This window comes from Lawsonibacter sp. LCP25S3_E2 (assembly GCF_052117285.1).
In the GTDB taxonomy this organism is placed as follows: Bacteria; Bacillota; Clostridia; order Oscillospirales; family Oscillospiraceae; genus Lawsonibacter.
This window is the reverse complement of record NZ_JBQKJL010000001.1, coordinates 348,832-361,537: the sequence shown is the minus strand read 5'-3', so window position 1 is coordinate 361,537 and position 12,706 is coordinate 348,832. Positions and strand designations below refer to the sequence as shown.

The following is a 12,706-nucleotide window of genomic DNA, read 5'->3' as shown; positions in this document are numbered from 1 at the left end:
ACAAACCAGGGGAAAATTGAAATAGAGCACAAATAACTTTTTTGAAACGCCAAAGTTTTTGTTGATTTAACACAAAATGCGTGCTATGATAAGGGCAAGCGGGACGCCTCCGCAGAGGGGCCTTCATGTTTAGGAAAAACTTCTTCTTGGCGATGGGAGTCGTCAATTTGGGATGGGAGAAGCTGTGATGGGCATGAGGGAGCGGAGCGTTTCGAAAAAAGCAACCGTAAGAGGAAAGAAGAAAGAGGGGTAACAATTTTATGGAAATCCTATTAAACCCGGTAACCGTATCGGTCCTGGTCCTGTGTGTGCTCAGCTTGCTGAAGCTGAACGTACTGCTGTCCATGCTGATCGCCTGTGTGGTCGGCGGCCTTGTGGGCGGTATTCCCATTTATAGCGAGACCGAGTCCACCATCTTCGGCATCCTGACCGGCGGCTTTGCCGGCAACGCCACCACCGCCCTGGCTTACATCCTGCTGGGCACCTTCGCTACCGCCATTGCCACCACCGGCCTGGCTGACATCCTCTCCAAGAAGATGTCCAAGGTCATCGGCGGCAACAAGCTGATTCTGCTGGGCATGATCACCATCATCGCCTGCCTGTCTCAGAACCTGATTCCCATCCACATTGCTTACATTCCCATCCTCATCCCCCCCATGCTGAGCATGATGAACAAGATGAAGCTGGACCGCCGCGCCGTGGCTTGTGCCCTGGCCTTTGGTCATAAGGCTCCTTACATCACCATCCCCTTCGGCTTCGGCCTGATCTTCCAGGGCATCATTGCTGACAACCTGACTGCCAACGGTATGGAAGTGACCGTCAGCGATGTTACCGCTGCCAACTGGTATCTGGGCGTGGCCATGTTCATCGGCCTGCTGATCGCCGTGTTTGTTACCTATCGCAAGCCCCGTGAGTATCAGATGCTCGAGGCCGACACCTCCGCTTCCGATGCTGTCAGCGAGAAGCTGGAGTACCGTCACTATGTGACCCTGGTCGCCATCGTGGCCGTGGTCGTGATCCAGATCTTCAGCCAGGACCTGGCTCTGTCCGCTCTGGCCGGCATTCTGGTCATGATCGTCTTCGGCGCCATCAAGTGGAAAGAGATCGACGAGCAGCTGGCCGGCGGCGTGCAGCTGATGGGCCTGATCGCTTTCGTTATGCTGATTGCTGGCGGCTATGCTGACGTTATGAAGGCTACCGGCGGCGTTGAGGCTCTGGTTGAGGCCGGTATCCACGCCATGGGCGGCAGCAAGATCATTGCCGCTACCGTGATCACTCTGATCGGCCTGCTGGTTACCATGGGTATCGGCACCTCCTTCGGTACCGTCCCCGTTCTGGCCGTGCTGTTCGTGCCTCTGTGCGAGAGCATTGGCTTCTCCCCCGCTGCTACCATCCTGCTGATGTCCGCTGCTGCTGCTCTGGGTGACGCCGGCTCCCCCGCCTCCGATACCACCCTTGGCCCCACGTCCGGTCTGAGCGCCGACGGCCAGCACGATCACATCTGGGACACCTGCGTGCCCACTTTCCTGCACTTCAACATCCCCCTGATGATCTGCGCCATCGTTGTGGCTCAGTTCATCTAAATCCATCCCGAATTAAGGAGCTCTGGTTCGGCGGGTTTTTCACGCTGAACCAGAGTTTCCAATGATTAACCACTCAATACAACCATCATTTACCATCCGTACTACGGATCAAGGAAGGAGACATCACAGTCATGTACAATCCCAAAGAAGTAAAGCACGTTGTCCTGGATGGGCATAGCCTCACCCTGGAGACCTTTGTTGCAGTGGCCCGTTACGGCGCCACGGTCGAGCTGGCTGATTCCGCTCTGGAGGCCATGAAGAAGTCCCGCGCCCTGGCTGAGAAGATCGCTGAGGAGGGCCGTGTTGCCTATGGTATCACCACTGGCTTCGGTGACTTCCAGCGCGTGGCTGTCAGCAAGGAAATGAGCAACCAGCTGTCCACCAACCTGATCCTCAGTCACTGCACCGCCACTGGCGAGCCCTACGCCGAGGAAGTGGTGCGCGGCATGCTGCTGCTGCGTGCCAACGCCCTGTGCGTGGGCGTGTCCGGTGTGCGCCCCATCCTGGTGGAAATGATGATTGAGATGCTCAACAAGGGCGTCCACCCCGTGGTGCCTCAGAAGGGCTCCCTGGGCTCCTCCGGCGACCTGGCTCCTCTGGCCCACATGTCTCTGCCTCTGCTGGGCAAGGGCATGGCCATGTATCACGGCGAGAAGATGACCGGTGCCGAGGCTATGGCCAAGGCCGGCATCAAGACTCTGGATACCCTGGTGAGCAAGGAGGGCCTGGGCCTGACCAACGGCACCTGCGCCATGACCTCCGTGGGCTCCCTGGCCCTGTACGACACCATCTGCGCTGCTCAGCTGGGCGATGTGATCGGCTCTCTGGCTTTCGAGGGCCTGACCGGTCTGCGCAACGCCTTTGACCCCCGCATCCACGCGGTCCGTGGCCAGAAGGGTCAGATGCTGGTAGCCAAGAACATGAAGATGCTGCTGGAGGGCTCCGAGATCCTGGACAACTGCCAGAACGACCGTGTTCAGGACGCCTATGCTCTGCGCTGCATTCCTCAGCTGCACGGCGCTGTCCGTGACGCCCTGGACTATGTCCTGGACAAGGTTGAGATCGAGCTCAATGCCGTCACCGATAACCCCCTGATGTTCCTGGAGGACGAGGCTGTTATCTCCGGCGGTAACTTCCATGGCGAGCCCATGGCGATCCCCTTCGATACTCTGGGCATTGCCTGCTCTGAGATCGCCGACGCTTCCGAGCGCCGTACCGAGCGTATGGTCAACGCCGCTCTGTCCAACGGCCTGACCCCCTTCCTCACCACTGAGGGCGGCGTGAACTCCGGCTACATGATCGTGCAGTATGCCGCCGCTTCCATGGTGTCTGAGAACAAGGTCTACGCTCACCCCGCTTCCGTGGACTCCATCCCCTCCTCCGCCAACCAGGAGGATATCGTGTCCATGGGCACCACCGCGGGCCGCAAGGCGGGCATGATCGTCCAGAACACCCTGTCCGTGCTGGCTCTGGAGCTGCTGACTGCCTGCCAGGCCATTGACATCCGCCGCCGCCTGAACACCCATGGCCAGGGCATCACCCCCCTGCATGAGGCTCTGTACAAGCACGTGCGTGAGAAGGTTGCCTTCTTCGAGCTGGACCGTGAGATCTGGCCCGACATCGCCGAGGTGGAGAAGATGGTCCGCAGCGGCGAGCTGCTGGAGATCGTCAAGGAGTATATGCCTGACTTCCAGTAAGAGAAAACACAAACTGCCCCCGGAGGGGAGGGACCCAGGCCCCTCTCCTCTGGGGGCTTCTATTTTTATCGGAGGAGAAACACCATGAAGGTAAGCATTTTGCGGGCAAATCCGGCGGGAAACATTACCTTGTTTGTCCTGGACCCCGTTGAAAAGGCCGCGCGTGCGGAATTGGCGGGGCGGCTGATGGAAATTGAAGAGCTCCATGGGGAGCAAGTGGGCTTTCTCTGCCAGCCGGAGCAGGGCTGTGTGGGCCGGATGGAGATGGCCGGCGGTGAGTTCTGCGGCAACGCCACCCGTGCCTTTGGGATGCTGATGGCCAAGGAACATGGCGGCCTCAAGCAGGTGCAGGTGGAGGTCAGCGGATGTGACCACCCTGTCACCGTGGATGTGGATCTGGAGGCCGGGACCGCCCGGTCGGAGATGCCCCTTCCCCTGTGGGTCAAAGAGGTGGAAGCAGGCGGCGTGACCGGAAAGCTGGTCCACCTGGGAGGGATTGCCCACCTGGTGGTGGAGCATGTAGAGCCCAGCCAGACGTTTTTTGACCGTGCAGAGCCGGTATTTCAGGACATTTCCGGGCTGGATGCCTACGGTGTAATTTTCCTGGAGCCGGAGACGGGAAAGATGACCCCCTTGGTCAAGGTTCCCGCCGCCAACACCCTGGTTTGGGAGGGGAGCTGTGGCTCCGGTTCCCTGGCCTGTGCGGTAGCCCAGAGTGAAGGACTGCCGGAAGGAGAATTTGCACGGGACTATGTCCAGCCCGCCGGTGTGGTACGGGCGGCCGTGGTGCGAACAAAGGGAGCCGTGACCGCCGCCTACATTGGCGGCCCAGTGATTTTGGACCCGGTGATCCAGGTTGATCGATAAAAAAACCCCGGCCAGCTTAAAAAGCTGGCCGGGGTTTTTTATTATCAAATAAAGGGGAAATTTTTCAGGGCCTGTTGAGAAGCTTCCTGCTCCTGCTCCGGCTTGAGCCGGTCCAGCACAAGCTGATATCCACCGGAGCCATAGCGCAGCTCTGTGTTGATGCGGGTGATGGTGGAATAGCTGGTGGGGACCTTTTCCCGCACACCGTCATAGGTGTAGCCCTGTGCCAGCAGCTCAGCTACCTGAAACCGCTGGGCAAAGGCGGCAAGCTCCTGCACAGTAAACAGGTCTCCGAAAAAGCGATAGCATTCGTCAACATCCTGCAGGGTCAGGATCCCGTGGAATAGCTGGTTGATTGCCTGACTGCGGTTATTATCGACGTTGGACATAGCCCATGAGGCCTCCTCACTCAATCAGTTGCGTTTATTTTAACATAAAAAAGTGGATAAGTCACCTTAATTTATTGGGAGCACCTGACGTTGGACTGGTATGTCCTCTGGCCCCAGGCATTACATGGGACCGAATTTTTCCAAAGGCCACAGGGCAAAGACTACCTTGCCCAGGATATAGTCCTCATCAATGGGACCGACCATTTCATGGCGGCTGTCGGTGGAGGCGTTGCGGTTATCGCCCATGACAAAGATGGACCCCTCAGGAATGTCCCAATGGGTATTGTACATCATGGGATTGGCGGGCAGATACATCTCTTCTTTGATATAGGGCTCATCCAGGGGTTCTCCGTCCACATAGACGGTGCCGGTGGAGTAGTCGATGTCCACGCTCTGTCCTCCGGTGGCGATGACCCGCTTGACAATGGCCTTGCTGTGGAGAAGCTGGTCAGTCACCTGGTCAGTTTTGTTGAGCACCACAATATCTCCCTGTTTGGGCTGATAGCCCAGGGACCAGATGAGCATCATCTCCCCGTCCTTCAGGGTGTTGTCCATAGAATTTCCGTCCACCCTGGTCAGGCGGGCAAAGCAGTTAAACAGGACTACCGCCACCAGTACGCAGCCCATGAGCAGCTGCAGCCACTCAAACAGGTCGTTGCCCTTTCGGCGGGGCTGTTCCTGCTCCGGGGACTGAGGCAGGTCGTTCAATTCGTCCATTGATGGGGCCTCCTTATGGGTATGAGGATAAGGGTATTATACCGGGTTCTCTCCGGGAATGCAACCCGCTAAAGCTCCAGACAGGTCACGCCGGGGATGCCTGCCATCCGCGCCTGCTCCCGCCGGTGGCAGGAGAACAGCAGAAGCTGCTGCTCCTGTCCCAGCTCCCGCAGCAGGTCCAAGGCGGCCTGGAGGCGGCTGTCATCAAAGGCGGTAAGGGCATCGTCGAGAAAGATGGGAGGACGTTCCGGCAGACACAGGTGACAGATGGCAAGCCGCACAGCCAGATAGAGCTGGTCCGCCGTGCCCCGTGAGAGGTACAGGGCGCTGTGGGGGAGCACATCCTCCCGTCCGCGCACAGAGCCCTCCAGCTCCCTGCTTAGGCTGACGGAAGGATATTGCCCCCCGGTGAGCCTGGCCAGGTATTCCCCGGCCAGGCGGTTGAGCTCGGGAGAAAAGCGCTCCTGCAGGCGGGCGTTGGCCTCTTCCATAGTTTTCATGGCCAGCTCCAGAGCGTCATATTCCAGTGTGCGCCGGGCCAGCTGCTCCGAGAGCGCAGAGAGACGCTCGGAGAGGACGGCCTCCTCTCCCATGGAGGCCAGAGCGCCCTGGGCCTGGTTCAGGCGGGTACGCAGCCCTTCCAGTTGGACCAGCACCTGCTCCAGGGCCTGCTGGGTCTCTTGAGGGGAACGCTGGGGGACCGGGCAATCCGGAAGAACCTCCTCCCCCTCTGCCTTCAGGGCTGACAGCTTTCCTCGGGCCTGGTTCAGGGCCTGGTCCGTCTGTTCCCACTGGCGTGCCGCCGCCTCCAGCGCCGCCTGGGTCTGTGCCGGCGTGTGCACAGGCACAGGGGGTGCGGCGGAGCCATCGGCCTCCCGGCCGCCCTGGGCAGCCAGGTCGTCCAGCCGGCGCCGGCGCTCCTCCACACGTTCCCGTGCGGAAGAGAGCTCGTGGTCCAGGTTCAGGGCGCGGGACAGGGCGGCGGAGCAGCCGAATTCATTTTGGACCTCCGGGGCAAAGGTGTGGACAAAATGGATGATGTCCGTCCAGCTATTTTCCCGCCGGGCCTTCCGGTCGTTGAGGGTGCCGCGGATGGTCTTGACCTGCTGAGCCGCCTGCTCAGATTGCTGACAGCGGGCGGCGTAGTCCCGGACCAGGGCAGAGAGCTCCTCCTGGGAGTGGACCTGATAGCGGTCAAACACCCCGCGCAGTCCGCGGGCACCTTTCCTGCCCCGGCTCAGGGCGTAGACCCCGAACAGGGCCAGAGCTACGGCCAGAACGGGCAGACCGTAGGAGAACCACCAGGCGTTGGGGTATACCCCGACGTTAATGGAGAAATAGACCTGGAAAAAGACCACGATGGCCGCGGACAGGACAAAGGAGCCAATTCCGCGCAGCGTCCAGGCTTTGGCTTTGGCCTGGGCCTGTTCCCCAGCGCGCACCTGGCGCTCTACCTGCTCCCCGGCCTGCTCGCTGGTAAGTCCGTCAAAGTACTTGTCCCGTGCGGCGATCTGGGCCTGGACATAGGCCTCCTCGGCCTGGCGGAGAGCATCTTCCCCGGCTTTGATTTCTTCATCCAGTACTTTTAAATATTGAAGTTCCCCCTGGGCCCGCTTTACAAGCTCCTTTTCGGGGAGGGCGCCCCAACGCTCCGACTCCCGCTGCAGGGCATCCAGCTGCTGGCAGGCAGAGGCGAGGGCCTCTTTGGCCTGGGTATACCGCAGGTCCAGCTCCCGCCGGGCCAGTTGGGTGTGGAGGGCCTGTTCCTGTTGGAGATGCTGCTTTTCCTCGGCCAGAGCGTGAGAGCGCTGCTCCAGGGCGGAAATTTCCTTCTCCAGAGCGCTCCGGGCCAGGGCCTGGTGGATGCGCTGCTCCTGCTGAAGCTGACTGCGCTGCTCCTCCAGGGTACGGACCTGCTCTTCCAGCTGATCTGCCTGCAGGGAGGCGGCGTTTAGTGCCGCCAGGTCCTCCCGGACCTGGGCGATCTCTCCCTCCAGCCGGGGGATCTCCCCTACGCTCTTATTCACTTTGCGCTGATTCTGCCAGGCCTTCAGGCGGCTTTGCACCTGGGAGAAGGAGACCTCCTCTTCCCCGGTGGTGACCAGGGCGGCAATGCGCCGCTCCAGCTCCGGGGCGGCGGTGAGGGATAGCCCCCCTGCCCCCAAAAAGGCGGAACGGGAAAAAACAGGCAGGCCCACCCCGGTGAGCTGCTCGCCGCAGTTTGCGGCGGTGAGTTCGGGGACGGGCTCCTCGGTGCCGGTGTAGACGGCGGAAAAGGAACCAAAGGGGGTATTTCCCCGTGGGCCCCGGCGGATGGTGATGTCACGGCCCTTCCACTCCAGGCGCATCTCCCCCTCCATGGGGGCGCCGGACCAGGGCTGATAATGGTTTTTGTCGGCCAAATAGCCCTTTTTGTCCCGGTCGCGGGTGTCGATGCCATAGAGCATGGCCTTCCAGAAGGCAGCCCAGGTGGATTTGCCTCCCTCGTTGGGAGCGTAGATGAGATTGAGGCCTTCCTTGGGTTCCAGATGGGCCTTGTTCAGCTTGCCAAAGGTGGCAGTCATGGAGATCAGCTTCATAGACGGCCCTCCTCTCCGTTTTCTAGGGCGGCCAGGCCGTACCGGGCGCACAGCTGATAGAGCTGGTTATCCGGCTCGGCCTGACATTTTTCCCACATGGAGCGCAGGAAGAGCCCGGTGAGGGAATCCTCCTCCCGCCGGGTCCATAAATTCTGGGGCAGGCGGGTGTGATCCCGGAGGGTGAGGCCATAACACAGGGGGGAGAGTGCGCGCTCCAGGGCGGAGAGATCGGGGGCCTCGCACTCACCGGTGAGAAGGATGCGGAAAATATGCTGCGCGGCATCCTCCGGCAGGGCCCCTTGCAGGGCGGCGGCCCCATCGGAAGCGCCGGTCAGGTCCACAGAGAGGATTTCATACCGCCGCTGACACAGGGGGACAAACCGGGCCGTCACCTGGCCGGGCTCCGCCTCCACCAGGAGGACCCCCTTTGCTCCGGTCTCGTCAAAGCCCCGGCCCTCGGGGCAGCCGGGATAGGCCCAAAAGGTATCCCCTTCCCGCTGCAGACCGCTGCACTGGTGGATGTGGCCCAGGGCCAGATAGGTCAGGCCGCTGGCGGCGATCTCCTCCCGTGTAATGGGGCCGTAGTCGCTTTGAGGGGCCACATCCCCGTGGAAACAGCCCAGGTGGAGCCGGCCGTTTTTGGGGATATTCAGTCCCTCCAGGGGGGAGCGCTCCAGGTGGGGAGCGCAGAAGGCCCGGCCCCAAACCGTGCACCCCAGGTCCGGCAGGTCGATGCCCTCTGGGGTCTGGGCGGAAAAAATATGGACATTGTCCGGCCAGGCAAGGCCGGCGTAGGGGCTGTGCTGGGACCAGGAATCGTGGTTGCCTGGGGCAATGAATACCGGGCAGGGGATGGAGCCCAGGGCCTGGGCCAGGGCCTGGACGGTTTCCCGGTAGATATGCATTCCGTCCAGCAGGTCGCCGGAGAGAAGGACCAGGTCGGCTCCCTCCGTCCGGGCCAAATCAGCCAGGTGCCGGGGCAGCTGCCGCAGCTCGCTGCGCCGCTGGGCGGAATGCTGGGGGCTGAGGCCGGAAAAGGGGCTGTCCAGATGAAAGTCCGCCCCGTGAATAATTTTTACCATACCATTACTCCTCAATGTCCGCCCGGCTCACCGCCACGCACTTTTTCTTCTCCGTGTCAAAAGTAAACAGGCAGGCGTTCAGCTTGCAGTTCCCCTCAGCCTCCTCATACCGGCGGGGAAGTCCGCCTAAAAAGAGGTTGATGGAGTGTTCGGGCTTAATCCCCAGCACCGAACGCCGGGGGCCCGTCATGCCAAGGTCCGTGACAAAGCCGGTGCCCTTTGGGAGGATCTGGCAGTCAGCGGTGGGCACATGGGTGTGGGTGCCCCACACGGCGGCCGCCCGGCCGTCCAGATACCAGGCCATGGCCCCCTTCTCGCTGGTGGCCTCGGCGTGGAAGTCCACCACCGCCAGGTCATAATTGCCCCGGTTTAAGAGCCAGTCGGCGGATTTGAAGGGGCTGTCCAGGTTGGAATTGAGCTCCAGGCGGCCCATTAGGTTCAGGACCGCGATGCGCATTCCCTGGCAGGAATAGACCCCCATCCCCCGTCCGGGTACCCGCCCGGCGTAATTGGCGGGGCGAAGTATGCGGGGTTCTTTGTCCAGATAGTCTCCGATCTGGATTCGATTCCAGGTATGATTCCCCAATGTAATCACATCCGCCCCGGCCTCCAGCATCCGCCGGGCCTGGGCGGGGGTGACGCCCACCCCTGAGGCGTTTTCCCCGTTGACTACGGTAAAGTGGGCCCCCAGTTCCTCCCGCAGGGAGGAGAGCCGGCGGGACAGGATGTCCTGTCCCCCCTCCCCTACCACGTCTCCTACGGCCAATAGCTTCAGCAGCATACAAAACTCCTCCTTTGAGGCGATGTTGGTTCCATTCTATGATTGCTTCCATTATATCGGATGGCGGGCAAAACCGCAAACAAAAAACAGGGGACGGCCCAAGCCGTCCCCTGAGGAATTGTGGAATTTACTTGATGGGCTCGCCGGCCTCTTTCTTGGCCTTGATCTCCCGCAGAGCGTCCTTATAGGAGAGGTTCACGCGGCCCTTGTCGTCGATATCGGTGACCTTGACCCAGATCATGTCGCCGATGTTGACCACGTCCTCCACCTTCTCCACCCGGTGCTCAGCCAACTTGGAGATGTGGACCATGCCGTCCTTGCCGGGGGCCAGCTCCACAAAGGCGCCGAACTGGAGGATGCGTACCACCTTGCCGTAGTACAGCTCGCCCACCTGGGGCACGAAGACGATGGTCTCGATCATCTTCTTGGCGGCATCGCAGGCCTCGGCATTGGGGGAGGCGATGTGGATGGTGCCGTCGTCCTCGATGTCCACGGTGGCGCCGGAGTCGGCGGTGATCTTCTGGATGACGGAGCCGCCCTTGCCGATGACCTCGCGGATCTTGTCGGGGTCGATCTTCATGGTGATCATCTTGGGGGCGTACTTGCTCACCTCGGCGCGGGGAGCGGAGATGCAGGGGAGCATGATCTCGTCCAGGATGGCGAAGCGGGCGTCACGGGTGATGTCCAGGGCCTCCTTGATGATCTCATGGGTCAGACCGTCGTTCTTCAGGTCCATCTGGATGGCGGTGATACCGGCCTTGGTGCCGGCCACCTTGAAGTCCATCTCGCCGTGGAAGTCCTCCACGCCCTGGATGTCGATGAAGGTGGTGAAGCCGCCGTTGTCGTCCTGGATGAGGCCGCAGGAGATGCCGGCCACGGGGGCCTTGATGGGCACACCGGCGTCCATCAGAGCCAGGGTGGAGCCGCAGATGGAGCCCTGGGAGGTGGAGCCGTTGGAGGAGAGAACCTCAGAAACGACGCGGATGGCGTAGGGGAACTCCTCCACGGAGGGGAGCACGGGCACCAGGGCGCGCTCGGCCAGAGCGCCGTGGCCGTACTCACGGCGGTTGGTGGAACGGGGAGCGCGGGCCTCACCCACAGAGTAGGGGGGGAAGTTGTAGTGGTGCATATACCGCTTCTCGTCCTCTTCCCAGATGGTGTCCAGCTTCTGGCAGGCGGCCAGGGTGTTCAGGGTACACACGGACAGAACCTGAGTCTGGCCGCGGGTGAACAGGCCGGAGCCGTGGACGCGGGGCAGCACGCCGACCTCGGCGGCCAGGGGACGGATCTCGTTCTTGGCGCGGCCGTCCACACGGTGGCCCTCCAGCAGCCAGGCCTTGACGATCTTCTTCTGGAACTTGTAGGTGAACTCCTCCAGGAACTGGTCCATATCGGGGTACTCTTCCAGATACTTCTCATGCCACTTGTCGATCATGGCGTTCCAGCGGGTCTCCCGGACATTCTTGTCATCGGTGTCCATGGCGGCCTTGGCCTCGTCCATGAACTCGTCCACGATCTTGTCAAAGAGCTCCTGGTTGAACTGGGCGTGGTCATACTCCATCTTGGGCTTGCCGATCTCAGCGACGATCTGGTCGATGAAGTCGATCTGCTTGCGGATCTCCTCGTGGGCCTTGACGATACCGGCATACATGATCTCGTCGGGGATCTCGTCGGCGCCGGCCTCGATCATGACCACCTTCTCACGGGTGGCGGCCACGGTCACGTCCATGCGGGAGGTCTTGCGCTGCTCCTGGTTGGGGTTAAGGACGATCTGGCCGTCGCAGTAGCCCACCTCCAGGCAGCCGATGGGGCCGGCGAAGGGGATCTCAGAGTAGCTCACACAGGCGGAGGCGCCGATCATGGCGGCCACCTCGGGGGAGCAGTCGTAGTCCACGCTCATGACGGTGCACTGGATGCACACGTCGTTGCGGAAGTCGTAGGGGAACAGGGGGCGCATGGGCCGGTCGATGAGGCGGCTGGCCAGCACGGCGGGCAGAGAGGGGCGGCCCTCACGGCGCATGAAGGAGCCGGGGATGCGGCCCACGGCGTACAGCTTCTCCTCGAACTCCACGCTCAGAGGGAAGAAGTCGATGCCGTCACGGGGACGGGGGGAGACGGTGACGGCCACCATCACGGTGGTGTCGCCATACTTGACCAGGGCGCTGGCGCTGGCCAGCTCGGCCACCTTGCCCACCTCGATGGTCAGGGGACGGCCGCACAGGTCCATGGTCCAAGTCTTGAAGTTGGGAAACTGCTTGTGCTTGATTACAGTAGACATGTTGACACTCCTTTTCTGAAATTGCTCGGAGCACAACAGTCTTTTAGCACTTGAATCCGGGTCTGAACCCAGGTCAGGCGCGCATTCAACTGCTAAAAAAACGGTTTGGCTCCGAATTTGGCTTAATCCATGTGTGAACATAGGGCAGCGCGGTAAAACGCTGCCCTATGAAACACAATCTTACTTACGAATGCCCAGCTTGGCGATGATGGCGCGGTAACGCTCGATGTCCTTGGCCATCAGGTAGTCCAGCAGCTTGCGGCGCTTACCGATCATCTTGTACAGGCCGCGGCGGCTGTGGTTGTCGTGGATGTGCACCTTCAGGTGCTCGGTCAGCTCGTTGATGCGAGCAGTGAGGATGGCGATCTGGACCTCGGGGGAGCCAGTATCGGTCTCGTGGGTGCGGTTGGCCTCGATAACGGCCGTCTTCTCGTCCTTGCGAATCATGGGAAATTCCACCTTTCATCATAATTTGCCCTGGGAGGCTCCCTGGGGGAGGACCTCGGATCTTCTGCGTATCGGGCAGGTGAAGCCCCGGACTCTTGCCCGAGCCGTACCCCGAAACGAAGGAGATGGGCGTGATTGCGCATTTTTATGCTGGGATAATATATCATACTTTTCCCTTGCTGTAAAGAAAAAAGTCGTGAATTTTCAAAAAAATTTCCGGATTTGCCTGCTTATACAAGATATGGGGGAGAGAAAAACGGCAGGGGCAACGCTGCGGCCGGGGAAA

Annotated in this window: 10 protein-coding genes; 3 read left to right on the top strand and 7 right to left on the bottom strand. The window is 60.9% G+C overall.

The genetic code is table 11. From position 1 onward, the window contains the following. The first annotated feature begins 260 nt into the window (after positions 1-260). The 3 genes from ACTQ3R_RS01895 to ACTQ3R_RS01885 all read left to right on the top strand — a co-directional run bounded on the left by ACTQ3R_RS01895 (position 261) and on the right by ACTQ3R_RS01885 (position 4,147). Positions 261-1,583 carry a Na+/H+ antiporter family protein gene (locus tag ACTQ3R_RS01895; RefSeq protein ID WP_441777388.1) on the top strand — a complete coding sequence of 441 codons (1,323 nt, stop codon included), beginning with the start codon at positions 261-263 and terminating at the stop codon, positions 1,581-1,583. A gap of 131 nt (positions 1,584-1,714) precedes the next feature. Continuing rightward, positions 1,715-3,280 carry a histidine ammonia-lyase gene (gene hutH, locus ACTQ3R_RS01890; protein ID WP_441777389.1) on the top strand — a complete coding sequence of 522 codons (1,566 nt, stop codon included), beginning with the start codon at positions 1,715-1,717 and terminating at the stop codon, positions 3,278-3,280. A gap of 84 nt (positions 3,281-3,364) precedes the next feature. Continuing rightward, entirely contained in the window at positions 3,365-4,147 is a 783-nt protein-coding gene (locus ACTQ3R_RS01885) for a hypothetical protein (protein ID WP_441777390.1), read from the top strand. Between the two features lie 44 nt (positions 4,148-4,191). Here the strand turns inward: ACTQ3R_RS01885 and ACTQ3R_RS01880 are convergent, their stop codons facing one another. From ACTQ3R_RS01880 to rpsO, 7 genes are all read right to left on the bottom strand, one after another. Further along, positions 4,192-4,536 (bottom strand): YerC/YecD family TrpR-related protein, encoded by a 345-nt coding sequence (locus ACTQ3R_RS01880; protein WP_441777391.1) that lies wholly within the window; start codon positions 4,534-4,536, stop codon positions 4,192-4,194. Positions 4,537-4,656: 120 nt separating this feature from the next. Continuing rightward, positions 4,657-5,253 (bottom strand): signal peptidase I, encoded by a 597-nt coding sequence (gene lepB, locus ACTQ3R_RS01875; protein ID WP_441777392.1) that lies wholly within the window; start codon positions 5,251-5,253, stop codon positions 4,657-4,659. A 68-nt stretch (positions 5,254-5,321) separates the two neighbouring features. After that, entirely contained in the window at positions 5,322-7,832 is a 2,511-nt protein-coding gene (locus ACTQ3R_RS01870; protein ID WP_441777393.1) for an AAA family ATPase, read from the bottom strand. After that, the gene (locus ACTQ3R_RS01865; protein WP_441777394.1) at positions 7,829-8,914 is read right to left on the bottom strand and encodes a metallophosphoesterase family protein; all 1,086 of its coding nucleotides are present in this window, start codon (positions 8,912-8,914) and stop codon (positions 7,829-7,831) included. Before ACTQ3R_RS01865 ends, ACTQ3R_RS01870 begins: the two co-directional genes overlap by 4 nt. 4 nt (positions 8,915-8,918) lie before the next feature. Beyond that, a complete protein-coding gene (locus ACTQ3R_RS01860) occupies positions 8,919-9,695 on the bottom strand; it encodes a TIGR00282 family metallophosphoesterase (RefSeq protein ID WP_441777395.1) in 777 nt (258 codons plus the stop codon). Between the two features lie 127 nt (positions 9,696-9,822). After that, positions 9,823-11,973 (bottom strand): polyribonucleotide nucleotidyltransferase, encoded by a 2,151-nt coding sequence (locus ACTQ3R_RS01855; protein ID WP_441777396.1) that lies wholly within the window; start codon positions 11,971-11,973, stop codon positions 9,823-9,825. Between the two features lie 180 nt (positions 11,974-12,153). Then, positions 12,154-12,420, bottom strand: coding sequence for a 30S ribosomal protein S15 (gene rpsO / locus ACTQ3R_RS01850; protein ID WP_087395918.1), 267 nt, complete (start codon positions 12,418-12,420; stop codon positions 12,154-12,156). Between the last annotated feature and the right edge of the window lie 286 nt (positions 12,421-12,706).

What these genes read in the sequence shown, in the direction of transcription:
- ACTQ3R_RS01895 (WP_441777388.1), top strand. Translation starts at nt 261, where the DNA reads ATGGAAATCCTATTAAACCCGGTAACCGTATCGGTCCTGGTCCTGTGT.
- hutH (WP_441777389.1), top strand. Translation starts at nt 1,715, where the DNA reads ATGTACAATCCCAAAGAAGTAAAGCACGTTGTCCTGGATGGGCATAGC.
- ACTQ3R_RS01885 (WP_441777390.1), top strand. Translation starts at nt 3,365, where the DNA reads ATGAAGGTAAGCATTTTGCGGGCAAATCCGGCGGGAAACATTACCTTG.
- ACTQ3R_RS01880 (WP_441777391.1), bottom strand. Translation starts at nt 4,536, where the DNA reads ATGTCCAACGTCGATAATAACCGCAGTCAGGCAATCAACCAGCTATTC.
- lepB (WP_441777392.1), bottom strand. Translation starts at nt 5,253, where the DNA reads ATGGACGAATTGAACGACCTGCCTCAGTCCCCGGAGCAGGAACAGCCC.
- ACTQ3R_RS01870 (WP_441777393.1), bottom strand. Translation starts at nt 7,832, where the DNA reads ATGAAGCTGATCTCCATGACTGCCACCTTTGGCAAGCTGAACAAGGCC.
- ACTQ3R_RS01865 (WP_441777394.1), bottom strand. Translation starts at nt 8,914, where the DNA reads ATGGTAAAAATTATTCACGGGGCGGACTTTCATCTGGACAGCCCCTTT.
- ACTQ3R_RS01860 (WP_441777395.1), bottom strand. Translation starts at nt 9,695, where the DNA reads ATGCTGCTGAAGCTATTGGCCGTAGGAGACGTGGTAGGGGAGGGGGGA.
- ACTQ3R_RS01855 (WP_441777396.1), bottom strand. Translation starts at nt 11,973, where the DNA reads ATGTCTACTGTAATCAAGCACAAGCAGTTTCCCAACTTCAAGACTTGG.
- rpsO (WP_087395918.1), bottom strand. Translation starts at nt 12,420, where the DNA reads ATGATTCGCAAGGACGAGAAGACGGCCGTTATCGAGGCCAACCGCACC.